Origin of the sequence: Saccharothrix sp., from assembly GCF_031180885.1 — a bacterium.
Lineage (GTDB): Bacteria > Actinomycetota > Actinomycetes > Mycobacteriales > Pseudonocardiaceae > Actinosynnema.
On sequence record NZ_JAPSLK010000049.1, the window covers coordinates 31,080 to 54,732 of the forward strand.

The window sequence follows — 23,653 nt, forward strand, 5'->3', positions numbered from 1 at the left end:
GACGGAACCGATTGGTCGCGTGTTGTTGTTCACGGTCCGTGTCTCCCGTCAGTGTCCGGGTTGGGGGCGCAGCGTCGGGAGACTGCCGGTCGCGGTGGCGTCGGCTCGCGCGACGGCCTGGTAGGCGAGGGTGGCTCCGTGTCCGGCGAAGCGGTAGTAGCGTCGCCGGGGGCGGCCCTTGTCCTCGTGGTCGGCGGGGTCTTCCCAGAAGCTCTCGATCAGGCCGGCCTGCTGGAGACGGTTGAGGATCGGGTGCAGGGTGCCGGTCTTGAGTCCGGTCTGCCGGGCGATGTCCAGTCCGTAGCGCGGCGTCGCCGGGTTCTCCAGCAGTACGCGAAGCACGGCGATCGTCTGCGGTGTCATCCGTGGCCCAGCCATGACTGGAAGTCTACCTAGCTAGTGTTCGTGATGGCTACCTAGGTAGACGAGCGCGTGACCAGGTCTTATGTCGCACCTCGTCATAAACTTGACCGTTGCTCGCACCAGACGCGATTGCGCGATCTTCGACGAAGCCGGTGGGATTCACGCGGCTGCGGAGATCGGCGGTCTCCGCAGCCGCAGGCAACTGAGCCGGATCGAGCCGAATGGCCCGTTCCTGCGGCCACCGCAGAGCCGGCGGCCACCGGCATGTGGTCTGCGAACGCGCACCGACCTGGCCACTCGTCGAGCCGGGCGACCCGACCGACGCCGTCGCCGTCGCCGTCGCCGAGCCACGGGGGACCGGCCCTGGAGGAACGCGGCGACGCCGAGATCCAGATCGCCGAGGCCGGCGGCGACGCCATCGCCGCCGAGTTCGAGCGCTACCTCCGCCGCAGGGGCCGCGGGCCAGGGCCCACCGGCATGTGAATTCCGCATTTTTGCCGAATTCGCGCGGCTGATTAGCCAATCGGGTGACACTCGGCGATGCGGCTTTTTCGATCATGCGCCATTGCTACCGTCGACCTCACCGTGATCGCGAACACCGGTGAGGCGAAGGGTGGGGCGCGTGGACGACGGCACTGGGCGGTCGACCGCCGACGAGGTCAAGCGGGTCTGGGGTGACCGGCTCCGGCCGGTGCCGCCGGACCTGGTCAGCACGCGGCTCTCGGCTGCGACCAGGGGGTTCCTCACCACCGTGGGACTGCCCGCCGGTAGAACGCGCGACATCGTGTTCGCCCACGACGAGCGTCTCCACACGCCCATTCGACAGGGCGGGCGCGAATACGTCGTCATCGGCGACAGCGACGAGCCCGGATGCCGCTTCGGCGTCGAGGTGGACACGGATCGCGTTTACTACCTCGACGACCTCCCGCAGTACAACCGCCTGATCAATTCCGACGTCGCGCTCTTCGTCCTGTTCGTCGGCCTGTTCCAGAAAGTCGTCGTCGAGCTGCCCGAGGGCGGGTCGCTCGACGACGCCATCGCGAGGGTCTGGGGCGAGCTGAAGGCCCGCGACCCCGAGGCGACCAACGACGGCGACCTGTGGGGGGTGCTCCTCGATGACATCGCGGCCGAATAGCACAGTTCCGAATAGCAAGATCGCGGGCCGGAAACTCCTGGCCCTGCTCGCGGCGCTGGTCGCGCTGCTGGCCATGGCGCCGGTCACCGGACCGGCGCACGCGCAGCCGCCTATCGGTTACGACCTCGTCCCCGCCGGACCGGGCGACCCGCTCCAGATCCCCGTCCTGATCTACCGGCACCGGCACACGATCCTGACGCCGAGCGGCGAGGACTCCGTCAGCTGGGCGCGCAACGTGGCCGGGTTCGAGTGGGCGGAGCAGCAGGTCACGTGGATCGCCGTGGCGGCCAACGTCAGCGGTCGGCCCAACAACAGCAGCATCGTGCACGTCGACCTGTTCCAACGGGACCAGACCGGCGCCCTGCGCCTGGTCGACACCGCCGGCAACCCCCTCCTCGAACCCGGCGGCACGCCGGTCGACTGGCGGGCGTCGCCGACGTCGACGCTCCGGTGGGACCTGTCCACCGAGCCGGACCCCGAGGTGCAGGCCGACTTCCGGGGCGGTCGGATGCACTCGGAGCGGGTGGCGTACTGGTTCCTCAAGAAGCACCGGCCCGCCGCCGTCGACCAGGTCGAGCGCGGCTTCTCCGAGAAGATCCCCTGCAACACCCTGCCCAGCAGGTGCCAGCAGAACCTGAAGAGCAAGTGGTTCTCCGGGCTGACGGTCATGAAGTTCCAGACCGACCTGGAGAGCGAGGCCAAGCTGAAGCGCCTGGGGACCGCGCAGGCGAAGGTCCAGCTCGGCAACGGCGAGCACTCGGACGCGGTCATCAAAAAGGCGTTCGAGCAGTGGCGGGACAAAGGCATGCCGGCCGGACCGGACGCCGGGGCGCGGTTGGGCGCCCGCCTGTTCAACGCGCCGGGCACACCCGCGCCGGAGGGCGTGGGCGCCGCCATCCTCAACGAGGGCGCCGACCCGGGCGGCATCGACTTCTCCACGCTGGAGCTGCGCTACCTGTCCGAGGACGACGACGGCCGGCTGAGCTACGCGTTCAACGCGATGCCCGGCGGGACCGGGCAGGCCGCCGACGGGCAGATCGCGGCGGCGCAGATGTCCGACTCGTTCTTCGTGTGGCTGGCCCTGCCGCCGTCGAGCTTCTGGGTCAACCTCAACCCCAACGAGCCCGATCGCATCATCGACCCGGAGCTGGGCAAGACCGACGCCGGGCGCATCCTGCTGGAGGCCGACCTGCGGATGAAGACGGTCATCGGCCGGCTGCTGCACCCTGACACGGACACCGGCAGGCGGTTCTGGGACCCGGAAGGCCTGCATCCGCCGGCCTGCCTGAACATGCGCCAGTGGATCGTGCCCAAGCCCGCGTCGGTCCGCGAGGAGGGCGGCGGCCTGCACATCGTCGAGGCGCCGCTGGAAGTGAAGATGGAGACTGACTACCTGCCGGGTCAGGGCGACACCTCCTGCGCGACGCCGGACAAGCGCATGGAGACGGTGTTCCGCGAGGTGATCCTGCCCGGAGTGGAGAAGGCCGTGAACGAGGGTCCCGAGTTCGCGGACCTGCGCCGGGTGTACCTGAGCCGCGTGGCGGCGGAGTGGTACCGGCACCGCGGTTCGGGCTCGCTGAAAGACCTGGTGGACAGCGGTGACGCGAGCCGGTGGCCCGCGCTCCAGCAGTGGACGCCGCGTGAGGTCTTCGACCGCTACGTGGAGTCGCTCAAGCGCAAGGAGTTCGACATCAAGCGGCCGGAGACCATCAACGGACAGCAGTACGAGATGACCTACTCCTACGGCGGCGTGGACATGGCCGAGGTGCCGCTCGACACGATCGACGAGTCGGCGTTCGAGCAGTCCCACGCCGACCTGCCGGACGTCGTCCGCGACTCCTTCCAGGGCGTGACGACGGACCAGCGTGGCCGGATGTGGCTCGGGTCCGCCAGCAAGCCCGCGGCACGGGCGATCGACTACGACGGCGGCAACGAGCCCGAGGACTACCCCGAGGGCGCTCTGCCGGGCGAGTCGTCCACCTCGACGGCGGGCCTTGTCACCATGGTGCTGTTGGCGCTCGGCCTGCTGGCCGTCGTGGGAGTGATCATCGTGCGGCACCTCAGGGCCACGCGGCGACCCCTGGTGTGATCGTCGCCCGTCCCACCCCTGGGAGACTCGTCCCCTCATGGGAGGAGCAGGGGTGGGGCGCCTGGCCGTCGCGGGGTTGTTCGCCGGGGGTTTCCTCGGGCCGTTCGGCGGGGCGGTGACGGCGTCCGTCCTGCCGGAGGTCGGAGGTGATTTCGGGCTGTCGGCCGGGGTTAGCGAGGTGCCTGAGCGCGGCGGTTCGACCCGCCGACACCCACAAGCTCGACTTCCGGGGCGCGCGGCTGCACGCGGCCCGGCTGTGGCGCGATGTGCGCCGTCGTCCACGCTCCGGCCCCGGCTCAGCCGGGTTCGCCCGACCGGGTGGTGTTCGGCTTGCACGGCTGTCCCACCGGGACGGGGCGCGGGACAGTCGTAGACATCGTGCGTCGCGACCGTCCCAGGCCGGGGCGCTCTACTCTGCCCCGCCCCCCCGCGTGATCATGGGACCACCGGTATAGCCGCTGTCCGACAAGGGCTCGCGCGGTCAACGGTTCCCGAGGCACGCTGTGCGCGTGATCACCCGCAGCCGCCCGGCGGCCTGCTGGTCGGCCTGGTTGGCCTGGTTGGCCGCAGTGAGCGCCGCCGACACCATCAGCGAGGCGCAGTTCACCGCCCACTTGCGCAGGTCTGTCGGTGTTGCCGGTGACCACGCCGGCTTCGCTGACGCCCAGGCAGTACCGGCTCGCGAACTCCAGCGCGTCCCCGAGTGCGCTTTGCGCGGCCTCGACGGACTGAGCCAGCGCGCTGTAGGGGGACATCAGTCCTTCCAGGACGGTCGCGGCGGCTTCGTCGTTGTCCGCGTGCCGGGTGAACGACAGGGTCGCGTCCGCGCACGGCCGTAGAGCCGCCCGACGATCTCCGTGCGCCGCGTCCGGTTGTCGATCTGTCGGGCGGCGGTCTTGCTGTGGTCGAACGACAGCCCCAGTTCACGGGCGATGCCGGTCACGGTCGACGACGAGCGGCCCGATCGCGCGGGCGATGTCGTTGCGGGTCTTGCCCTCGGCGTGCAGCTCCCGCACGCGGGCGCGGTCGGCGTCGGTGACCAGGTTGCGAGGCACGTCGACCACCTCGCCCCGTGCTGACGCGCGACAGCCCCGAGACCAGGGCGGCAGGGTGCGGGCGACTTCGGCAGCGGTGGCGAGCTGGGCGTGACGGCGTCGAGCAGCGCGGCCCGCAGGCTCTCGACGTCGTGCCGCGACTCGCACTCACGGCAGCCGACCGTCACCCGGTCAGGGCGTGCGTACAGGTCGGCACCGCAGTCCGGACACGGCCCGCAGTACAGCCGCGCCGGCGGGGGAAGGTCGACGGCCCGGCGGGCGCGCTCGACGGCGTCGGTGATCTCCTTGACCAGTCGACAACGCGTTGCGCAGGTCGTCGCGTGCCTCGGCCGCGCCGGCGTTGAACGGCAGGCCGATCTCGGCCGCACCCGAGCCGATTCGCTGCCCGCTCCGGGTGCGCCGGGGGACCGTGTCGTCGAGGTCGTCGACCAACTCGTCGACCGCGACCAGGTCGCCGAGCAGGCGGCCGGAGGCACAACCCGCAGACCTCACCGCCAGAGGTCGGGTTGCCTCGGCGTCGGCGGCGGTGGTGGCCGCGTACGGCACCGACCACGAGCCGGGTACCCGGCTCGGAAGATCGCGCGGACCGGCGCCGGCAACCGCAATCAATGTGACATCACCATTTTTGGGGTCATGTGCTGCGTGCTTTCCGTACCACCTGGCACAGTGGCGATCGTTCACGATCACGGAAGAGGTGAGGTGGCTGTACGACTGATGGGGAAATCGCGTCGGGATCGACCGTGCGAGAGCACCCCGGCCGGACCACTCTCCACTTTGCCGTTGATTCACACATCTATCGCGGACTCGATTACGGCTTCCATGGCGGGCCGCCCGGGGCTGGACCGTCTTTGAAGTCGGTGATCGCCGAGCGCGAAGCACGAGGGAGTAAGACGCGAATGCGCAATCTCAGAAAACTGTTCGTGGTGCTCGGGGCAGCGACCGCTGTCCTGACGGGCCCGCTCGTCGCACACGCCGACGTGAGCGGCGAAGTGGAGAGATCCCATGAGGCGCGTGACCACGAGTCGCAGCGACTGGTAGGCGACTTCAACGGAGACGGCCGGGCCGACGTCGCCGTGTGGCGGCCGAGCAACGGCACGTGGTACGTGCGCGGACAGTTCACCGTGCAGTGGGGCATCGCGGGCGACGTGCCGGTGGCCGCCGACTTCAACGGCGACGGCAGGACCGACATCGCTGTCTGGCGGCCGAGCAACGGCACGTGGTACGTGCGCGGGCAGTTCATCGTGCAGTGGGGTGTCGGCGGTGACGTGCCGGTGGCCGCCGACTACAACGGGGACGGCCGGGCCGACGTGGCCGTGTGGCGGCCGAGCAACGGTACGTGGTACGTGCGCGGGCAGTTCATCGTGCAGTGGGGTGTCGGCGGTGACGTGCCGGTACCCGCCGACTACAACGGCGACGGCCGGGCCGACATCGCCGTGTGGCGACCCAGCAACGGCACGTGGTACGGGCGCGGACAGTTCACCATCCAATGGGGCATCGGCGGCGACGTGCCGGTACCCGCCGACTACAACGGCGACGGCCGGGCCGACATCGCTGTCTGGCGGCCGAGCAACGGCACGTGGTACGTGCGCGGGCAGTTCATCGTGCAGTGGGGTGTCGGCGGTGACGTGCCGGTGGCCGCCGACTACAACGGCGACGGCCGGGCCGACGTGGCCGTGTGGCGGCCGAGCAACGGTACGTGGTACGTGCGCGGGCAGTTCATCATCCAATGGGGCATCGGCGGCGACATTCCCGTGTAACGGGGCACGACCGTCCGGCCACACTTGAATGAGGCGTTGCGCGGGATCACGATGGTCGTGGTCCCGCGCAACCGTTCGCACCGCGCGGGAATGTCCCCGGCGCCGTCGGACGACACGGTGCCACGGCGATCGGGCGACGGCGACCAGGAGTGTGGCCGGTGACGACCGGTGCCGCTTGGCCCGCGTCGGTCGTGAAGTCGACGTCCACCCAATAGTTTGTTGCGCCGTAATGGTTCGTCGGGAATCCGGCGCACACCGCGTACCGGGGCACGGGCTGCTCGGCGGCGACGTCACGAGCGGCGGGCAGAGCCTCGCGCCGGTACTCCGACGAGGCCGGCACCCACTTCTCAAGCTCGTTAACAGCCGTCTTGAGCCACATGGACTCTTCCCACGTCTGCCACGGCGAGTCATCGCCGGTGGCGCCACGGGCGACCGCCTCTTGCAGGGCAGGACGTTGACGACAGGCAGGTCAGTGCGATAGTCGGCCTCGCGTCGAGGCTGTTACTTCGCGGCCAGGCCGCGTAGCGCGAGATCTACCTGGTGCCCGATCGTGTTCGGTTCGGTGTCGGGGATCAGCTGTGCGATGCGGATGAGTCCGAGAAGTTGGTAGGCGATGTCGTGAGCGGTCACATCGGTGGCGAGGGTGTGATCGGTACGGGAGCGGTCGACGGCCTCCTGGCCGATCTTGGTGAGGTGCGAGAGGCATCGTGCGAGGTCTGCATCCGACGGTGATCCGGCGGCGAGCAGATCGACCATCGCCTTGTTGCCGGTGAGGTGGGTCATCGTCGCGGTGAAGAACCGGCGAAGACCGGCGATCGCGGACACTCCTCCGGGAAGGGCTGCCCCGGCGAGTTCGGCGAGGTCGGTCCCCGTCACGGCATGCACGAGGTGCTCGCGGGTGGGGAAGTGCCGGTAGAGGGTGCCGACGCCCACACCGGCCGCTGCGGCGATGGCGCGCATGTCCACGGCCATGCCGCTGTCCCGGAAGGCCTGTGCCGCAGCCGCCAGGATCCGCTCCCTGTTGGCGACGGCGTCTCGCCGCTGCTTCCGATCCTCTCCCATCCCCTCACTCTAGCGATTCGGAACATCGGTTCCGCTTGGTGTAACCTGTTCCGGAACATAGGTTCCGGAACAGGGGGGCGGGGTCGGTGAGGACGATCGTGATCACCGGAGGTACCGACGGCATGGGAGCGGCACTGGCGCGTCACTTCCTGGGAGCGGGTGACCGCGTCGTGGTGATCGGGCGAAGCCGCGCCAAGTTCGACGCGCTGCTCGCGACCGTGACGGGCGACGACCGGTCGGCGGCGTCGCGGGCGGAGTTCGTCGCGGCCGATCTGTCGTTGGTCGCCGACAGCCGCCGCGTGGTCGAGCACGTGCAGGCGAACCACGAACGAATCGACGCACTGGTTCTCGCGGCCTCGTTCATCCGGCAACGCCGACACACCACCGCCGAGGGACATGAGGCGTCCTGGGCGCTGTTCTTCATCTCCAAGTACCTGTTCGTCACGGGGCTCGCCGCGCTCCTGCGTGCGGCCGAGCGGCCGGTCGTCGTGAACACGGCCGTCCCCGGCGCGCGAGCCGACGCGATCGACTTCGACGACCTCGAGATGGGCGAGGGGTTCACCTTCGCCAGGTCCAACGCGCAGCAGCGTCGAGCCAACGAACTGCTCGGCATCCTCGCCACCAACGACAACCTGAACCTTGCCTACGTGACCTGGGGCCCGGCTCGGCTTGTCCGTTCCAGTTTCGCCGGCGAAGTCGGGAAGGGCATGAAAGTCGCTGCCGCAGTTCTCGGAACGCTGTGGGGCCAACGTCCGGATGCTGCGGTCCGCCCGATCATCGACATCATCGACGCCCCGGCCCCGGGAAGGGCCGCCTATCGCGGCGTCAAGAAGCGCACGCTCACCGTCGGCGACCACGACGACGAGGACGCCGCGCGTCTGGCAGCGGCGGTCGGGCACGAACTCTCATGACACACCCCAACGCTCCGCTGTCCTACGAAGGACGCCTCCGGTTGGTGGAACGCTGCCGATCCAGGCCGATCGCTCACGTCGCCGCAGTGACCAGACACGCGCTGTCGACCGTGCCAAGGCCGCAGGAGCGAAAGCCGGGTCTACGTCTACCCGCACTCCATCGGGACGGGTTCTCGCGGCCGGCCTACACCGAGCCGCTGCCCGACGAGAACGGCGCCACCGCAGCCGGGTTCCTCGCCCGGTCAAAGGTGTGGTTCGCCGCCCACGGCATCACCCATACCCACCGCATCGTCACCGACAACGGCGCTTGCTACCGATCGAACGACTTCGCCCGGATCGTAGGCAACGAAACCCGGCACCAGAAGACCAAGCCCCACACGCCCCGCCACAACGCGAAAGTCGAGCGCTACCAGCGCATCCTCGCCGAAGAACTCCTCTACACCCGCGAATGCCGATCCGAGGAAGAACGCTCAGCCGCGATCGCCGTCTGGAACATCCACTACATCTACCACCGGCCCCACAGCGCATCCGGCGGACCGCCGGCATCGCGGCTCAGGAGCGGCGTCACCAACGTCCAACCCTCCTACAACCAGGTCTTAACCGGGACGTCCTCAAGGCGGTACGGTGATCGGGTGGCGGCCTAACCCGCTCCGCAACACTGCCGGATCAGCTCCGGTGTGAGCGGACCTCCCTGAGGGTGCGTGACGATCAGTCGGAGCCCTTCACTCTTCGCCGTTTCCTGGAGTTCCTCGGGAAAGCACTCCGAACGCCACGGTGGGTAGCGGATGCCGTGCACGGCTGCGGGATTGCGCTGGAGGTGGTCCGCGATGCTCGGATAGCAGACCCGCAGGATGCTCCACAGCGCCAGCGTGTCGGCGTCGACGGTGATCGCTTCCAGCGTTCGAACGGCGCGGAGCATGCTGTAGGTGTTGAGAAACAGCTTGGTACTGCGAGGGTTCGGTGTGAGCAACGGCGCGAACTTCAGCAGTTGGTGTTCGGTGGCCTGCCTGGTCTTTACCTCGTCGACCGCCAACGCGGCGTGGGCTGCCACCGCTTCCCGGACGCTGGGATCCTCGATGTCGGCCAACGTCTCGAGAATCTGGGCCTCGCTTCCCTTCGCGTCGTCCAGCTTGGCTTTCGCGGCAGCGACCGCGTCCGAGGCCGCCGGTTCGGCCAAATCCAGCAGCCGTCCGAGGAAACCGTGCTGAGCACTGGTGCTCAACGCGGGCATCGGGACGCTGAGTTGGAAAAGCTTGTCCAGGAACTGGTACCCGATCGAGTTGTGCGCCTTGTCGCCGTCGGCAAACGCACCGTACGCGCAGGCGAAGCTCTTGCGCAGCCACACACCGTCCGCCGAGACGACGAAGTAGGCCTGTTTTTGCCGGGTGTCCCTGACGAGGGTCTGCACGGTCTCGAGCAGTTCGACCACGTAGTCGTCCTTGCACCTGTCCAGGTCGTCGATGAAGAACACGACCGGTCTCCTCGACTGGCCCAGCAGCCAGCCGAAGTGCCTGGTGACGCGGTGCAGCGGGTTCGAGTCCGACTGCTCGAAGAGGCGCGCGCCCCTGGCCGAGTTCCACAGCAGCACGCGGCTCGCCACTTTCGCGCCTGTCCAGACCACCAGGACAGCGGTGGTGACCGGACCGATCACCCTCAACACGTCGATCTTCGGTGTCGAACCGAACAGAAGCTGGACGATGGCGCCAATGCCCACTGCGCCGACGAGCAGCAGGACCAGCGCCAAGATGAAGGGCGCCCCCGACTGCCGGGCACGTTCGCAGGTCTCCTTGAGACGCAACCAGTGTCGGGCCCACCAGCTTCGGTCGTCGACGATCGCCTGACGGGTGGTGGTGAGCAGCGCCCACCACGGAGGGGAAAGGCGAGACTGCTGCCAGGCGTCGAACCGCACCACCAAAAAGTCGTTCTTCAGGCACTTGTCCAGCAGGTTCAGCAGGCTGCTCTTGCCTGATCCCCACACTCCATCGAGATGCACGAGCAATGAGGTGTCTTCATGCCGCTGCCGTGTCTCGCCGATCCGATCGGCGAGCACCTTGGCCAACGCGTCTCGCTTGAGGAGATCCACCTGGGCTGGAGCATCGGTCGACCAGGCCACGTCGGTGCCGACGGCAGGCGTGGAGTCGGCGCGGACGAGGTACGGGCCGATGTCAGCGGCGGCACGTTCACTGACGTCGTCCAGCGCGATCACGGCGTAGGCGCCGACCGTGCTGAGCAGGCTGCCCAGTTGTACGAGGTGTGACCCGGCTATGGGCTCCCAAGCGGTGACTTGGTCGAACAGGTAACCCTGATCCGGTTCGAACTCGGCGGTGATGAGGAGCTCATGGAGACCGTAGGCATCGTGCAGATCGAGCCGGTGCACCCCCTCCGTGAACTGAGACAGTGCATGGAGGGCGGTGGATCGACGACCTGTTCCGGGTCGCCCGACGAGCACCACGATGCGGTGTCGTGCCAGCGCATCCGTCAGCCTGGCCATCACCTCGTCGAAACCAGCTGCCGACCGTCCCGCGACGACAAGTTCCTCTGCGGAGACACGGACACCTCGGGCTTGGGGCAAGTCCAGCACCGAAACGACTTCGGACCGCGAGACCGGGAGGCTGGATTCGGGCAGCCACAGCCACGCGGGTTCCAGGAAGCTGTCGTCCGACGCGTCGATTCGGCGGTAGGGCCTGGAGGCAGTACCGGGATTCTGGCGAATCACCTCGGAGTAGAAGTGGTCTGAGGCGATCATGGCCACGGCGCCGTCAGTCCGCCACAACGCCAGCCCCGCCTCCTGGACGTCCAGGAGGCGGGAGGCCAGGTCGACCGGTTGGCCGGCCCAGCCGGACCCGTTCTTCCGGATCTCGCCCGCGTGCACGGCGACCCGCAACTTGATCCTCTCCCCGCCCGACCTGGTCGCGTCGTACCTCAGGACCTCCACGACCAGCTGGTCGGGCAGCTTGTCCGCGAGCGTGCTCTTGGGGACGGTGGGCGGCAGCACCAGGATCAACGCGCCGTCACCTCGGTCTTCGATCTCACCGTCGCCGAGATCGACGCCAATCCTGCTGAACGCCCGCTGCAACAGGTAGTGGAGACTGTCGTGCAGATCGGGTAACCGGCGAAGTTGCTCGCGTGGAACTTCGGGATCCACGGCATCCACGGCCATGATGGTTCGATGCTCCGTCGGCGCAACTGGCACGAGCCCTCCCACGACATCAGCCCGGCACGGTCGGCCTGGCGGCGCTGTGTCGATTATCGGAGTACCGGTGGCCGAATGTCCCCGCCACACGACGTTCGCAAGGCCACCGAACGGTGATCCCGCGAACGTCCGATCACCTCTGCCCATGTCTTGAGATCAGTACCAGGCCCACCCCTTGCCGTCCGGCCGGTGCCACAGACCGTCGCCGTTGGTGTAGCTGCCGTCCGTCGCCTCCTCGCGGTTGGGGTTCGAGCCGCCGGAGTGGACCCCGCCGTTACCGCCGTTGCGCTTGCCTCGTCCGCCGGGCTTGTCGCCGCGGGTGCCGAGGCCGACCCGGCTCGTGGGTCTTGCGCCACTGGCACAGGAATTGTCTTCCAACGCACTCCCATGCCGCTGATCGAGCACGAGGACGAACGTCCGCTTCTGCCGACGAGCGGATGCTCAGGAGCTGCTGCCCGCCTGCCTGGTGACGATCGAGCGCGAGCAGTGTCGGGTCGATCTCGCGACGTCGAGGTTCGACCTGATCACTTTGGTCGTCGGATGGTCAGGACCCAGCACCCGCTCGCCGCCGCCCGGCGGCGTGCCGGCGCCCGCACCACGGTGGAGTCCACGCTGACGGTTCACCCCACCGCGCCCACGTCGTCGCGGACCTGCGGCGACCGGGGTTGCCCAGCTGTATTGACCGCGAGCGTTGTCGACAGTGGGCGCGGTGGTTCTGTCTTTTGCTTCGGGCTGTGACCCGGCTCTTGTGTGGTCAGCCGACGGTGACAGCCTCAGCGGGGTCTGTCTCGTCCGCGATCACGGAGGGGGTGTTCTTGGGGCCGAGGAGGGCGATGTAGGCGAGTAGGGCGCCCATGATGGCGGCGCCTGCCCACATCGCCTGCTGCCAGCCGTCGACGAAGGATTGGTGGGCTGCGCGGAGCAGGTCCTGTGCGTGCGGGCCGGTGCTGCCCGCCGCCTCGACGGCGTTGGCGACACCTTGCCTGGCGGTGTCCGCGGCGCCTTGGGGGATGCCGTGCAGCTTGTCCTCGATGGAGTTGCGGTAGCCGGCGGACACGAGTGCGCCGAGCAGGGCGACGCCGAGTGCGGTGCCGAATTCGCGGGTGACGTCGTTGAGGGCGGAAGCGACACCCTGCTTCTCGCGCGGCAGGGAGGCGGTGATGGCCTCCGTGGACGGGGTCATCGACAAACCCATGCCGACGCCCATGGCGAGCAGGCCGGGCAGGACGGAGAGGTAGCCGCCGCCGGCGGAGACGAACAGTGCCATGAGCGCCATGCCGACGCCGGCCAGTGCGATGCCCACGACCATGGTCGAGCGTGCGCCGATGCCTGCGGCCAGCTTGAGGGCCAGGCCGGAGGCCGTCATCATCGCGAGGGCCATGGGCATCATCGCGACCGTGGACAGCAGGCCCGACCAGCCGAGTACGGCCTGGAAGAACGGGAAGAGGACCACGCCGATGCCCGCTTGGACACCGAAGACCACCAGCAGAGCGAGCGAGCCGCCCGACAGTCCGCGCTCCCGGAACAGGCTCACGTCCAGCAGCGAGGCGTCGCGGCGGTGCAGCTCCCAGGCCACGAAGCCGAGGGCGGCGACGAGGCCGACGGTCAGGCTGATCAGTGTCGCGGGCGCGGTCCAGCCGCGTTCGGGGCCTTCCTGCAAGACGAAGATGAGGCCGGTCACGGCGATCACGGAGACAAGGGCGCCGAGGCCGGTAGCCACCAGGACCCGGCGCGCGGTCGCGCTTCGGCCGTCGGCCAGGGTGATGGTGAACCGCAGATCCCCGTCCGTCGACGGGGCGGCGGTCTCGGCCGCGGCCACCCCGCCGAAGATGACGCGCCCTTCGTTATGGCGCACGTGCTCCCGGCCCACCGCAGGATCTCTGGGGGCGGTGTGCCGTCCAAAACGATGAAGTCGTGCATGGCCTCCGCCGGCGCGTTGCGCGGGGAACCGCTGTCGATTACGACGACCGAGCGGGGGGAGCGGGCGAGCATCAGCGCACCATTCAGCCCCGCGGCGCTCCCACCGATCACCACCACGTCGATTCCCACCGGGCAGTGCGTCACTCGGGTACGGAGATGTCGTCACAGCCATGGCCTCCTGCCTTTCTCGTGCACTGGTCCCAGACGTTGCGGACCATGTGCACACGACGCTAAGCCCGGCTTGCCGCTAAGGCATACGATGTTGCCTATGACGCAAGAAGATGGGGACCTGGACAGCGCCACGTAGTGGCCATAGCCACCTCCGAAGCTTTGACCTTGGACTGAAAACCCTTGTGAGGTCACGGATCCGATGGTCATGACGGTGACGAAGGCCGCCACGCCGGTATCCACTCACCAACGCGCGACGGCGAGCGCGGACCCGAGCCACCGGCCCCGTCGCGGACGAGGACCACCGGTGAACCCCAGCCCACCGACTACTGGCTGTCCACCCTGCGCACCGACATCCGGCTACGCGACCTGGTCGAGATCGCCAAGATCCGCTGGCGCATCGAACACGACTACCGCGAACTCACAGACGGCCTCAACCTGGACCACTTCGAAGGCCGCTCCTGGACCGGCTGGCACCGCCACGTCACCCTCGCCTCCGTCGCCCAGGCCATCTGCACCAAGCTGCGCCGCATTCCAAAAGTCCCTGCGCGGGACTGACCCTCTACGCCGTCCTGCGCGAACTCCGACACCTACTCGCGGCCTGGACCGGCCGCTGCCACACCTGCCGACAACCAGTCCAGGCCACGACCCAACCCACCGAAACCCCAGGTCAACAGCACCTGACAAAGCCCTACTAGAACGTCGCCGGAAGTGACGCCCCCTCCGGCGGGCAACGGGATCACCGGTATGCGCGAGCGCGCCGCCGCACTGGGCGGCTGGGCGACTGCCGGATCGTCACCCGACGGCGGGCGGCGGGTCCACGCCCGCCTGCCCTTCGGTGCGGCCGCCGACCACCCGACTGCGAGCGACTTGGAGCCCATCCCGTGATCCGAGTGGTGCTCGCCGACGACCAGGCCTTGGTTCGCGCGAGCTTCCGGGCGCTGCTGGACGCCGAGCCGGACATCGAGGTCGTCGGTGAGGCGGGCGACGGCGCGCACGCGGTCCGGTTGGCGAGGCAGATTCGCCCGGACGTGATCCTGGTGGACATCCGGATGCCCGGTGTGGACGGTCTGGCCGCCACCCGGCAGATCGCCGGCGACCCGACGCCGTCCGGGGTTCGGATCGTCGTGCTCACCACGTTCGAGCTGGACGAGTACGTCGGCGAGGCCCTGCGCGGCGGTGCTGCCGGTTTCCTGGTGAAGAACACCCGTGCCCGCCGAACTCGTCCGCGCTGTCCGGGTGGTGGCAGCCGGTGAGGGCCTGCTCTCACCGAGCGTCACGCGCGGGGTGATCGAGCAGTTCGCGGCCCGGACCGCCGTCCCCGCGGTCCCGCGGCTGCCGGCCGAACTCGTCAACCGGGAACGGGACGTGGTCGCGCCGGCCGCCACGGGCCTGTCCGACGACGAGATCGCCGCACGCTTGGTGGTGAGCCCCGCCACGGCCAAGACCCACGTATCACGCGCGATGGTCGAACTCGGCGCCAGGGACCGCGCCCAGGTGGTGGTGTTCGCCTACGAGGCCGGCCTGGTCCGCCCGGGCTGGCTACCTTGACGGTTCACGCCGCCGCCCAACCCATCGCGGACGTCCCGAACTGCGTGCGCCGGCGCAGCGAGCCGCCGATCAACGCCGCGCCGGACGTCGTCGCCCGCACCGCCATGAACTCGCGCGTCCCACCGGCGAGACGGCACCGACGTCAGACCGCGGTCGGAGGCTCCTGATTGTCGCCCGCCGCGCCGAACGTCTGTCGCGGCGCGGCGGGCGACGTGATCGGGGCGGGGATCAGGCGCGGGGATCCAGTACGTCGATGACGCGGGAGTCGTCGCGGGAGCCGTGGCCGGCGCGCTTGCCCAGCAGGTAGAGCTGTTCGGCCGCACCCGCGACGGGGGTGGCGACCCCGGCTTCGCGGGCCACGTCGGTGACGATGCCCATGTCCTTGACGAAGATGTCGAGCCTGCTGCGCACCGGTGGTTCGTCGGCCAGCATCCGGGGTCCGCGGTCGGCCAGCATGAACGACGCGGCGGCGCCCTTGCCCAGCACGTCCAACGCCGCTTGCGGATCCACTCCCAGCGCCTTGGCGAGGGTGAGGGCTTCCGCGGCTGCCGCGATGTGCACGCCGCACAGCAACTGGTTCACGACCTTCATGGCCTGTCCGTCGCCGGGGCGCGGTCCGACGTGGGCCACCGACGACGCGAGGCGGTCGAGCACGGGGCGGCAGCGGTCCAGGACCGCGGTCTCCGCGCCCACCATGACGACCAGGTCGCCCTTGCCGGCACGGACCGGCCCGCCGCTGACGGGGGCGTCCAGCACGGCGACGTCCAGCGCGGCGAGGCGCGAAGCGGTGTCCCGCACGACGGCGGGTCCGACGGTGCTGGTGAGGATCACCACCGCGCCTGGCGACAGCACCGGCGCGACGCCGTCCGGGCCGAACAACGACGCCTGGAGCTGGGCGGCGTCGCGGACGGCGAGCACGACCGCGTCGGCGCCCTTCGCGGCGTCCGCGGGCGAGGCGCCGACCGCCGCACCGGCTTCGCGCAGTTCCACCACGCGGTCGGCGGCGACATCGAACACCGTGACGTCGTGGAACGGCAGCAGTCGTCGGCACATGGGGGCGCCCATCGCGCCGAGCCCGAGGAACGCGACGGAACGGACGGGGGAGAGGGTAGGGGTGGTCATCGGTGCCTCACTTCAGCGACGAGGACGGGGCGGGACTGGTGGGGGCGAGTTCGAGCGCGGTGCGGTGCGCCACCCGTTCGACGGCACGACGGCCGGCGGCCAGGACGCCCGCGAGGTCGTGGCCGTCATCGGGCAACGCCTCTTCGACCGCCGCGAGGAACGCCTGCCGAAGTTCGGTGTTGACGTTGACCTTCGCCACGCCGCGGTCGAGTGCCGCCTCTCGGTCGGCCGGCGGGAGCCCGCTCGCGCCGTGCAGCACCAGCGGAACCGGGCAGGACGCGTGGATCTCCGCCAAGCGGTCGAAGTCCAGCCGGACCGGAGTCGACGTGAACCCGTGGACGTTCCCGACCGCGACCGCGAGCGCGTCCACCCCGGTCTCCTCGACGAACCGGGCGGCCTCGCGCGGGTCGGTGAACGCGCCCGAGCGAGCATCGGTCGATCGGTCCTCATCGCCCGCCAGCGCGCCGAGCTCGCCCTCCACCCACGCGCCGGCCGCGTGCGCGAGCTCGGCGGCCTCGCGGGTCAGCTCGACGTTCTCCCGGAACGGCAGGTGGGAGCCGTCCACCATCACAGACGTGTAGCCGAGGTCCAGGCACGCCCGGATCTCCTCCAGGTCCCGGCTGTGGTCGAGGTGGACGCCGATCCGCGCCGACGAATCCGCTGCGGCGGCCAGGGCGAGGTGCGCCAACGCCCACCCGCCGTGCCGGAACCCGCTCGCCCCCGCCTGGAGGATCACCGGTGCGCCTGTGGCCTCGGCGGCGGCACGGATAGCCTGGACCGTTTCCAGGTTGTACGCCGTGAACCCGGCGACCGCCGTCCGCCCGCGAGCGGCCTCGGTCAACACTCCTGCTCCGCGCAGCAGCATCAGCGGTCTTCCCGCAGCGTGCGCACCACACGGGCGAGGGAGTCGTCGTCGCCGACGTTGCCCGCGAACACGACGTACGGGATGCCGGTGGCGACGCCGCCGACCGGTGACCACAACGACACGATGCCCGGCAGGAGCGTGCCGCGAACCCACGCCCGCCGCATTCCGAGCCCGTCCGTCGCCACGTCGCTGGAGGTGATGCCGCCCTTGGCGACCACGAACCGCGGCGTGCGCCGACCGGCAACGGCGGCCACCACGTCGACGAGCGCCTTGGACACGTGCCGCGCGATGGCGAGGCTCTCCGCCGGGTCGGCGCCGGTCACCAGCCGACGGGACGTGCGCACGACGGCGTCGGCGCGGTCCAAACAGGCCACGGCCTCTTCCGCGACGGTGGCCACGTGGGCGTCACGACGTTCGGGCGCGAGCAGTTCCGCCACGTCGAGCTCGATCTCCCGGATGCCGCCCTCCGACCGCAGGCGGTCGAGCTGGCGGGTGGTCAGCGAGACGTGGGAGCCGATGACCACCAAGCCGTGACGGCTCGCACCCGGACGGTCGACGGCGACCTGGGTGAGCGGTGGCCGCGCGGTCTGACCCGTCATGGCGCGGACGAACGAGGGGCCGGTCCGGTACAGCAGCACCTTCCCCGACCGCTCGGCCGCGAGCGCGCCGAGGGCGACCACGCGCAGGTCGTCGTCGCAGACCGCGTTGACCACCGCGGGCCTGCCACCGTCGAGCGCGGACAGCAGGTCCGCCACGCGCCCCGGTCCGCCGACGCGGATGTCGGTCAGGCCGATGCTGACCACCTCGTCCGCCCGCCACCGGCCGTTCGACCGTTCCTCGACGAACTCCCGCAGGTCGGAGCTGCGGTAGCCGAACGTGGCGTCCTTGGCGAACTCGCCGGCGGCGACCGGGAGCATCCCGTCGGCGGTGCGCATCCAGTGGACGTCGTCCACGGTGATCCGCCCGGCGTCCACGTACGCCGGGCACAGCACGAGGCCGTCCGGTGCGTGGCAGCCGTGGTCCACCAGCGACCGGGCCAGCACGTCGGTCTCCAGCGGGAAGTGACCGCGCAACGTGGAGTCACCGCGGCTGAGCAGCGCGAACGGCCGCCCTTCGGCGCGTGCGACGGCGACCAGCGCGTCCACGACCTCGCGGTTGCGGGCCGCGGCGCTCTCCGGGGCGAGGCTGCGGGTGTTGGTCAGCACGTAGAACGCCGGGGTGTTCTGGCGCAACGCCCATCGCAGGTCGTCGGCCGACCAGCTGGTGAGCACCGGCAGGTCGCTGATGGTCTGCGTACCGGTGGGATCGTCGTCGAGCACGACGAGCGCGCGCTGCGACGCACCCGCCAGCCGGGCCACCTCGGCGGGTTCGACGGCGCGAACCGGGGGAAGTGGCCAGAGCAGACCGCTTTCTGGGACCGCGTGCGTCGGCGCGGTGGACGTGGGCATCATCGTGATCCGCCTTCGGAGGTGATCTGACGTCTGACCAATGTAGCCCTCTGGTCACCCCTGCGAAACCCTCGCGACGTCGGAAACATGCCGGAAACCGGGTCTGGACAGGGTGTTAACCCGGTGGCATAGTACCGCCCAATCAAATCAGACGTCTGATGACCAATCCCGCCGCTCCACCAGGAGACGACCCATGTCAGACCTCACCGCGCAGGACACCGAGTTCGGGCGGAGGGTGGTCGCCAAAACCGCCCGGCGCCTCATCCCCCTGATGGCACTGCTGTACTTCATCAACTACGTCGACCGCGTCAACGTCGGCTTCGCCGCGCTCACGATGAACGCGGACCTCGGTCTCACCGCCACCGTCTTCGGCCTCGGTGCGGGCCTGTTCTTCCTGGGGTACTTCGTGTTCGAGGTGCCGAGCAACCTCGCGTTGCACCGCTTCGGCGCGCGGCTGTGGATCACCCGGATCGTCGTGTCCTGGGGCCTGGTGGCGGCGGCGATGGGCTTCGTGCAGGGGCCGACCAGCTTCTTCGTGGTGCGCGTGATCCTGGGCATCGCGGAGGCGGGTTTCTTCCCGGGCATGATCCTGTACTTGACCTACTGGTTCCCGCGTCGCGACCGCGCTCGCATGACGTCGCTGTTCTACGCGGCCCTGCCGCTGTCGACGGTGCTCGGAGCCCCGCTGTCGACGCTGCTCATCCGGTACGGCGACGGCGTGTTCGGGCTCGCCGGCTGGCGGTTCATGTACATCGTCGAAGGTCTGGCCGCGGTCGCGCTCGGCTTCCTGGCGTACAAGTTCCTCACCGACCGGCCCGAGAAGGCGCGCTGGCTGAGTGAGGAGGAGCGGGCGTGGCTGACCCGGACCATCGCGGCCGAGGACGACGCGGCAGCCAGTGGCCACAAGGTCGGTGCCCTGCGCGCACTGATACACCCGAGGGTCCTGCTGCTCTCGCTGATCTACTTCGGCATCGTGTTCGGTCTCTACGTGGTCGGCTTCTTCCTGCCGCAGATCGTCCAGGGCTTCCAGACGGCCGCCGGGACGAAGTTCGGCCTGGTCGAGGTCGGTCTGATCACCGCGGTGCCCTATGCCGTGGCGACGGTGGCGATGCTGCTGTGGAGCAGGCACTCCGACCGCACCGGTGAACGGATCTGGCACGTCGCGCTGCCGGCGTTCGTCGGCGCGACCGCCGTGGCCGTGTCCCTGCACCTCGGATCGCCGCTGACGACGATGATTGCGATCACCGTGACGGCCGTCGGCATCTTCTGCGCTGTTCCGGTGCTGTGGCAGCTGCCCTCGACGTTCCTGGTCGGCACGGCCGCGGCGGCGGGCATCGGGTTCATCAACTCGATCGGCAACCTGTCCGGCTTCGCCGGTCCCTACCTGGTCGGCTGGCTGAAAGACACCACCGGCTCGTTCCAGGCCGGGATGCTGGTGGTTGCCGGCTTCATGGCGCTGTCCGGTGTGCTCGTGCTGTCCCTGCGCGGGCGTGCCCCGGCCATCCCGGCGCGGCCCGCGCTGGTCACGGACTGAGGCAGCCGGGCTCGCCCGCCGCGGAGCGCGTGGCATACGATCTCCGCAAGGACATCTGATGTCCGCCACCGGAGGTTCCATGCCACGCGCCCCGCTCGCCGACGACCTGGCCGACCAGCTCCTCGACCAGATCGTCGACGGCCGCTACCCACCGGGTTCCGCACTGCCGAGCGAGACCGAACTCGCCGAGAGCGCGAACGTGAGCAGGCTGACCGTGCGCGAGGCGATCAAGGCCTTGCGCGCCCGCAACGTGGTCCGGGTGGAACGTGGCCGCGGCACCTACGTGAACCCGCCGGACCGCTGGATGGCGCTGGACGCGGTGCTGCGCGCGGCCCGCTCGCTGCCAGGGGCCACCGCCGAGGGCATCCCGTACCGGCTGCTCGAAGCGAGGCGGATCATCGAGGTCAGCGTCGCGGAACTGGCGGCGGCCCGGCGCACCGACCACGACCTCGCCGAGATGCAGAAAGCCATCCAGGACATGGTGGACACGGCGCGCGCCGGTGACGTGGACGGTTTCGTGACCGCCGACATAGCGTTCCACCAGGCGGTGCTCGACGCCGCGGCGAACCCGTTCATCTCGGTGCTGTTCGATCCGCTGGGCCAACTCCTGGTGCAGGCCCGCAAGCAGACCTCGTCGCACGCCGAGATCCGTGAGCACGCCATCGAACACCACCGCAACGTGCTCCAGGCGATCCGCGCCCAGGACCCCGAGCAGGCCCGCTGGGCGATGCACGGCCACCTGCGCCAGACGGAGAACGACCTCGGGACGTACGTCTTCGACCGCAACCCCGACCGGACCTAGCCGCACGCCGAGCCGACCCGCACCGCCGCGCGGCACTCACCGAGGACTCGCCTTTCGCCATACCCGCGTTCCCGGCGTGCTGTCACCCCGGCTCACCGGGCTGATGCTGCCCTCCCTGCTGGCCGGCGGCGCCACCGTCTACCTGGCGTGCCCGCGGCAGCTGTCCCCGATTCCCCAGTCCGTGCTCGACGCGAGACGGGAGAACACGACCGCGGCCGCGCAGGCCGACGACTTCCTCGACCTTGACGACGAGACCGAACGACTTCCTTCGTTTCAGGACCGATACGGCCGCACGGCTCAACCCTTCGATCGGACCTTCACACGCGACGACCTGCTGTCGTGACGCGTCACGCGCAGCGCGGACGTCTGGCGTTCGTCGTCCGGTCGTGCAACGGCCCTGCTGTGTGCGTGAGTCGCAGGCCCGCGCGGTCCGTCTGGAGAGCGATGATCTCCGCGGCGATGGACACCGCGGTCTCTTCCGGGGTGCGTGCTCCCAGGTCGAGCCCGATCGGGGAGGAGAGGGTGGCCAGCTCGTCCTCGGTGAGTCCAGCGGCGCGCAGCCGGGTCAGCCGGTCGTTGTGGGTGCGGCGCGAACCCATCGCGCCCACGTAGCCGAGATCGGCCCGCAGGGCGATTTCCAGTACGGGAACGTCGAACTTCGCGTCGTGGGTCAGGACGGCCACGACGGTGCGGGCGTCCACCCTGCCCGCTGCGAGCTCGGCGGCCAGGTAGCGGTGCGGCCAGTCGACGACGACTTCGTCGGCCTCCGGGAACCGGGCGGTGGTGGCGAACAACGGCCGAGCGTCGCACACCGTCACGCGGTAGCCGAGGAACGCGCCGAGCCGTGCGGTCGCGCGGGCGAAGTCGATCGCGCCGAACACCAGCATCCGCGGGGGCGGCTGGAAGGTGTGGACGAACTCCCTCGCCGCGGTGGCGGCCTGGAATTCCGTTGTGTCGGGCCAGATCACGCGATGAGTTCCCACCTGCGCGGCGTCGGGGTGCTCGATGACGGTGGCCAGGGCGACGGACCGGTTGTCGTGCACGGCCTCGACCAGGGCTCCGAACTCGGGCACGCTGATACGTGAGATCCGGCTGACGAAGACTTCGATGGTCCCGCCGCAGGTCAGGCCCACGGCGAAGGCGTCGGAGTCGGCGATGCCGAAACGTTGCCGCACAGGCACTCCCTCGACCAGCACGTGCTGGGCCAGTTCGTACACGGCCGCCTCGACGCAACCGCCCGAGATGCTGCCGGAGACTGTTCCGTCCGCGGCGACGATCATCGTGGTGCCCGGTGGGCGGGGAGCCGAGTACGAGGTGGCGATCACGGTCGCGACACCGACCTCCTCGCCTCGGCTCCACCGTTCGTACAGGTCGTCGAGAACGTCACGCATAGCTGCTCAACTCGCGGGCGACCACGCGGTTGCGGAGCTCGCCGAGGCCGCTCACCTCGGTGACCACCTCGTCGCCCGGCTGGAGGAACACCTGGGGCTCACGGGCGTTGCCGATGCCGCTCGGGGTACCGGTGAGGATCACGTCGCCGGCCCGCAGGGTCATGCCCCAGCTCAGTTCGGCGATGATCCGCTCGAACCGGAACGCGACCTGGGCGGTCGACGCCTCCTGGAGTTGCTCGCCGTTCACCAGGCACCGCACGGTGAGTGCGTACGGGTCGTCGATCTCGTCCGTGGTGGTGATCCACGGGCCGAGGGGCATGGTCGCGTCGATGCTCTTGCCCTTGAGCCACTGGCCGCCGTGCCTGCGTTGGAGGTCGCGCTGGGACACGTCGTTGGCGACGCAGAAGCCGAACACGTGCTCCCAGGCCCGTTCCTCGGGGATGGACCGGCCGTCCTTGCCGATGACGAGCGCGACCTCGGCCTCGTAGTCCCACTTCGCGGAGATGGCCGGATCGAAGGCGATGGGGTCGTGCGGGCCGATGACGGTGTCGGGGCCCTTGGTGAAGAACGTGGGGTGCCGGGGCCGGTCCGCCGGGTCCTGGCCTTCGCGCTTGCCGCTGGACTCCTCGAAGTGGTCCCAGTAGTTCCAGCCGGTGCACAGGATGTCGCGGCGGAACCCGCGCAACGGCGCCACGAGCTGCACAGAGCTCAGCGGGACGACGTCGCCGAGGTCGTGCCGGATCGCGGCGAGTGCTTCGGGACCGCCGCGGACGACGTCGTCCAGCGTCGGGGCCGATGCAGGAAGGACCGCGACACCGTGGTCGTACACCGCTGCGAGGTGCTCCTTGCCGTCCACCAGGACGGTGGCGAGCCTCACCGCTGCACGTCCTCGGGCAGCACGGCGATGGCGTTGATCTCGATCAGGTAGTCCTTGTTCACGAACTTGGAGACCTCGACCATGGTGGAGGCCGGTGCCACGCCGGTGAAGTACTGTCTGCGCACCGCGTGGATCGCGTCGAAGTCCTCCATGTTGCGCACGTACACGTCGACGCGTGTGATGTCGTCGAGCGTGCCGCCCGCAGCCTTCACCGCTGCCTCGAGGTTCCGGCACACCTGGTGGGTCTGCGCGGTGATGTCACCGACACCGGTGACGCCGCCGGCGGCGTTGCGGGCGGTCATGCCGGAGATGAACAGCAGACGGCCCTGCGCCGGAGCGACGGTGGCCTGCGCGAAGTGTCCGTTCGGGACGGCGAGGTCGGGTGAGATGACTTCCTGCTTGGGCATGGA

21 protein-coding genes and 4 pseudogenes are annotated in these 23,653 nt (G+C 69.6%); 12 read left to right on the top strand and 13 right to left on the bottom strand.

Features of this window, described 5'->3' with window-relative positions; translation table 11 throughout:
* Nucleotides 1–48: 48 nt before the first annotated feature.
* Nucleotides 49–378, bottom strand: coding sequence for a PadR family transcriptional regulator (locus RIN75_RS34390; protein ID WP_309116259.1), 330 nt, complete (start codon nucleotides 376–378; stop codon nucleotides 49–51).
* Nucleotides 379–723: 345 nt separating this feature from the next.
* Between RIN75_RS34390 and RIN75_RS34395 the strand changes: the two are divergent.
* From RIN75_RS34395 to RIN75_RS34405, 3 genes and pseudogenes are all read left to right on the top strand, one after another.
* Nucleotides 724–846: pseudogene (locus tag RIN75_RS34395) on the top strand (PAC2 family protein); the annotation flags it as partial.
* Between the two features lie 139 nt (nucleotides 847–985).
* On the top strand, nucleotides 986–1,498 hold the full coding sequence (locus RIN75_RS34400; protein WP_309116260.1) for an SUKH-4 family immunity protein: 513 nt from the start codon (nucleotides 986–988) through the stop codon (nucleotides 1,496–1,498).
* Nucleotides 1,479–3,587, top strand: coding sequence for a hypothetical protein (locus RIN75_RS34405; protein WP_309116261.1), 2,109 nt, complete (start codon nucleotides 1,479–1,481; stop codon nucleotides 3,585–3,587). Before RIN75_RS34400 ends, RIN75_RS34405 begins: the two co-directional genes overlap by 20 nt.
* A gap of 923 nt (nucleotides 3,588–4,510) precedes the next feature.
* Here the strand turns inward: RIN75_RS34405 and RIN75_RS34410 are convergent.
* On the bottom strand, nucleotides 4,511–4,642 hold the full coding sequence (locus RIN75_RS34410) for a hypothetical protein (RefSeq protein ID WP_309116262.1): 132 nt from the start codon (nucleotides 4,640–4,642) through the stop codon (nucleotides 4,511–4,513).
* A 171-nt stretch (nucleotides 4,643–4,813) separates the two neighbouring features.
* Nucleotides 4,814–5,134 (bottom strand): hypothetical protein, encoded by a 321-nt coding sequence (locus RIN75_RS34415; protein ID WP_309116263.1) that lies wholly within the window; start codon nucleotides 5,132–5,134, stop codon nucleotides 4,814–4,816.
* A 497-nt stretch (nucleotides 5,135–5,631) separates the two neighbouring features.
* On the opposite strand from RIN75_RS34415, the gene RIN75_RS34420 reads away from it, so the two are divergent.
* Nucleotides 5,632–6,399 (top strand): VCBS repeat-containing protein, encoded by a 768-nt coding sequence (locus tag RIN75_RS34420; RefSeq protein WP_309116264.1) that lies wholly within the window; start codon nucleotides 5,632–5,634, stop codon nucleotides 6,397–6,399.
* A gap of 501 nt (nucleotides 6,400–6,900) precedes the next feature.
* On the opposite strand, the gene RIN75_RS34425 is transcribed toward RIN75_RS34420, so the two are convergent.
* Nucleotides 6,901–7,371: a TetR/AcrR family transcriptional regulator gene (locus RIN75_RS34425; RefSeq protein WP_375296058.1), complete on the bottom strand. Its 471-nt coding sequence runs from the start codon at nucleotides 7,369–7,371 to the stop codon at nucleotides 6,901–6,903.
* A gap of 176 nt (nucleotides 7,372–7,547) precedes the next feature.
* On the opposite strand from RIN75_RS34425, the gene RIN75_RS34430 reads away from it, so the two are divergent.
* Both RIN75_RS34430 and RIN75_RS34435 read left to right on the top strand, forming a co-directional pair.
* Nucleotides 7,548–8,372, top strand: coding sequence for an SDR family NAD(P)-dependent oxidoreductase (locus tag RIN75_RS34430; protein WP_309116266.1), 825 nt, complete (start codon nucleotides 7,548–7,550; stop codon nucleotides 8,370–8,372).
* 85 nt (nucleotides 8,373–8,457) lie between these two features.
* A pseudogene (locus RIN75_RS34435) lies at nucleotides 8,458–9,016 on the top strand (integrase core domain-containing protein); the annotation flags it as partial.
* On the opposite strand, the gene RIN75_RS34440 reads toward RIN75_RS34435, so the two are convergent.
* The 3 genes from RIN75_RS34440 to RIN75_RS34450 form a co-directional block, all read right to left on the bottom strand.
* Nucleotides 9,013–11,526, bottom strand: a complete 2,514-nt coding sequence (locus RIN75_RS34440; protein ID WP_309116267.1) for a P-loop NTPase fold protein — start codon at nucleotides 11,524–11,526, stop codon at nucleotides 9,013–9,015. The pseudogene RIN75_RS34435 and the gene RIN75_RS34440 overlap by 4 nt on opposite strands.
* Nucleotides 11,527–11,721: 195 nt before the next feature.
* A complete protein-coding gene (locus tag RIN75_RS34445; protein ID WP_309116268.1) occupies nucleotides 11,722–11,943 on the bottom strand; it encodes a hypothetical protein in 222 nt (73 codons plus the stop codon).
* A 376-nt stretch (nucleotides 11,944–12,319) separates the two neighbouring features.
* Complete coding sequence (locus RIN75_RS34450; protein WP_309116269.1) at nucleotides 12,320–13,420, bottom strand: MFS transporter; 1,101 nt, start codon at nucleotides 13,418–13,420, stop codon at nucleotides 12,320–12,322.
* Between the two features lie 539 nt (nucleotides 13,421–13,959).
* On the opposite strand from RIN75_RS34450, the pseudogene RIN75_RS34455 reads away from it, so the two are divergent.
* The 3 genes and pseudogenes from RIN75_RS34455 to RIN75_RS34465 all read left to right on the top strand — a co-directional run.
* Nucleotides 13,960–14,211, top strand: a pseudogene (locus RIN75_RS34455) (transposase); the annotation flags it as partial.
* 153 nt (nucleotides 14,212–14,364) lie between these two features.
* Complete coding sequence (locus tag RIN75_RS34460; RefSeq protein ID WP_309116270.1) at nucleotides 14,365–14,541, top strand: hypothetical protein; 177 nt, start codon at nucleotides 14,365–14,367, stop codon at nucleotides 14,539–14,541.
* Nucleotides 14,538–15,204: pseudogene (locus RIN75_RS34465) on the top strand (response regulator). The gene RIN75_RS34460 and the pseudogene RIN75_RS34465 overlap by 4 nt, the downstream one beginning before the upstream one ends.
* A 228-nt stretch (nucleotides 15,205–15,432) precedes the next feature.
* On the opposite strand, the gene RIN75_RS34470 reads toward RIN75_RS34465, so the two are convergent.
* Genes RIN75_RS34470 through RIN75_RS34480 form a run of 3 tightly spaced genes read right to left on the bottom strand, consistent with a single transcriptional unit; the run spans nucleotide 15,433 to nucleotide 18,639 of the window.
* Complete coding sequence (locus RIN75_RS34470; RefSeq protein ID WP_309116271.1) at nucleotides 15,433–16,326, bottom strand: NAD(P)-dependent oxidoreductase; 894 nt, start codon at nucleotides 16,324–16,326, stop codon at nucleotides 15,433–15,435.
* Between the two features lie 7 nt (nucleotides 16,327–16,333).
* A complete protein-coding gene (locus RIN75_RS34475; protein WP_309116272.1) occupies nucleotides 16,334–17,167 on the bottom strand; it encodes a class II fructose-bisphosphate aldolase in 834 nt (277 codons plus the stop codon).
* A 23-nt stretch (nucleotides 17,168–17,190) separates the two neighbouring features.
* Nucleotides 17,191–18,639, bottom strand: coding sequence for a four-carbon acid sugar kinase family protein (locus tag RIN75_RS34480; protein WP_309116273.1), 1,449 nt, complete (start codon nucleotides 18,637–18,639; stop codon nucleotides 17,191–17,193).
* A gap of 193 nt (nucleotides 18,640–18,832) precedes the next feature.
* On the opposite strand from RIN75_RS34480, the gene RIN75_RS34485 reads away from it, so the two are divergent.
* From RIN75_RS34485 to RIN75_RS34495, 3 genes are all read left to right on the top strand, one after another.
* On the top strand, nucleotides 18,833–20,173 hold the full coding sequence (locus RIN75_RS34485) for an MFS transporter (protein WP_309116274.1): 1,341 nt from the start codon (nucleotides 18,833–18,835) through the stop codon (nucleotides 20,171–20,173).
* Between the two features lie 58 nt (nucleotides 20,174–20,231).
* A complete protein-coding gene (locus RIN75_RS34490; protein WP_309116275.1) occupies nucleotides 20,232–20,975 on the top strand; it encodes a FadR/GntR family transcriptional regulator in 744 nt (247 codons plus the stop codon).
* A gap of 76 nt (nucleotides 20,976–21,051) precedes the next feature.
* On the top strand, nucleotides 21,052–21,318 hold the full coding sequence (locus RIN75_RS34495; protein WP_309116276.1) for a hypothetical protein: 267 nt from the start codon (nucleotides 21,052–21,054) through the stop codon (nucleotides 21,316–21,318).
* Nucleotides 21,319–21,322: 4 nt separating this feature from the next.
* Here RIN75_RS34495 and RIN75_RS34500 read toward each other — a convergent pair whose 3' ends face one another.
* Genes RIN75_RS34500 through RIN75_RS34510 form a run of 3 tightly spaced genes read right to left on the bottom strand, consistent with a single transcriptional unit; the run spans nucleotide 21,323 to nucleotide 23,650 of the window.
* Nucleotides 21,323–22,366: an XdhC family protein gene (locus RIN75_RS34500; RefSeq protein WP_309116277.1), complete on the bottom strand. Its 1,044-nt coding sequence runs from the start codon at nucleotides 22,364–22,366 to the stop codon at nucleotides 21,323–21,325.
* Entirely contained in the window at nucleotides 22,359–23,243 is an 885-nt protein-coding gene (locus RIN75_RS34505) for a fumarylacetoacetate hydrolase family protein (RefSeq protein ID WP_309116278.1), read from the bottom strand. Before RIN75_RS34505 ends, RIN75_RS34500 begins: the two co-directional genes overlap by 8 nt.
* Nucleotides 23,240–23,650: a RidA family protein gene (locus RIN75_RS34510; protein ID WP_309116279.1), complete on the bottom strand. Its 411-nt coding sequence runs from the start codon at nucleotides 23,648–23,650 to the stop codon at nucleotides 23,240–23,242. Before RIN75_RS34510 ends, RIN75_RS34505 begins: the two co-directional genes overlap by 4 nt.
* Nucleotides 23,651–23,653: the final 3 nt, after the last annotated feature.

Excerpts from the sequence above, each read along its gene's own strand:
- RIN75_RS34390 (WP_309116259.1), bottom strand. The coding sequence starts at position 378 with ATGGCTGGGCCACGGATGACACCGCAGACGATCGCCGTGCTTCGCGTA.
- RIN75_RS34405 (WP_309116261.1), top strand. The coding sequence starts at position 1,479 with ATGACATCGCGGCCGAATAGCACAGTTCCGAATAGCAAGATCGCGGGC.
- RIN75_RS34425 (WP_375296058.1), bottom strand. The coding sequence starts at position 7,371 with ATGGCCGTGGACATGCGCGCCATCGCCGCAGCGGCCGGTGTGGGCGTC.
- RIN75_RS34470 (WP_309116271.1), bottom strand. The coding sequence starts at position 16,326 with ATGACCACCCCTACCCTCTCCCCCGTCCGTTCCGTCGCGTTCCTCGGG.
- RIN75_RS34480 (WP_309116273.1), bottom strand. The coding sequence starts at position 18,639 with ATGCCCACGTCCACCGCGCCGACGCACGCGGTCCCAGAAAGCGGTCTG.
- RIN75_RS34485 (WP_309116274.1), top strand. The coding sequence starts at position 18,833 with ATGTCAGACCTCACCGCGCAGGACACCGAGTTCGGGCGGAGGGTGGTC.
- RIN75_RS34490 (WP_309116275.1), top strand. The coding sequence starts at position 20,232 with ATGTCCGCCACCGGAGGTTCCATGCCACGCGCCCCGCTCGCCGACGAC.
- RIN75_RS34500 (WP_309116277.1), bottom strand. The coding sequence starts at position 22,366 with ATGCGTGACGTTCTCGACGACCTGTACGAACGGTGGAGCCGAGGCGAG.
- RIN75_RS34510 (WP_309116279.1), bottom strand. The coding sequence starts at position 23,650 with ATGCCCAAGCAGGAAGTCATCTCACCCGACCTCGCCGTCCCGAACGGA.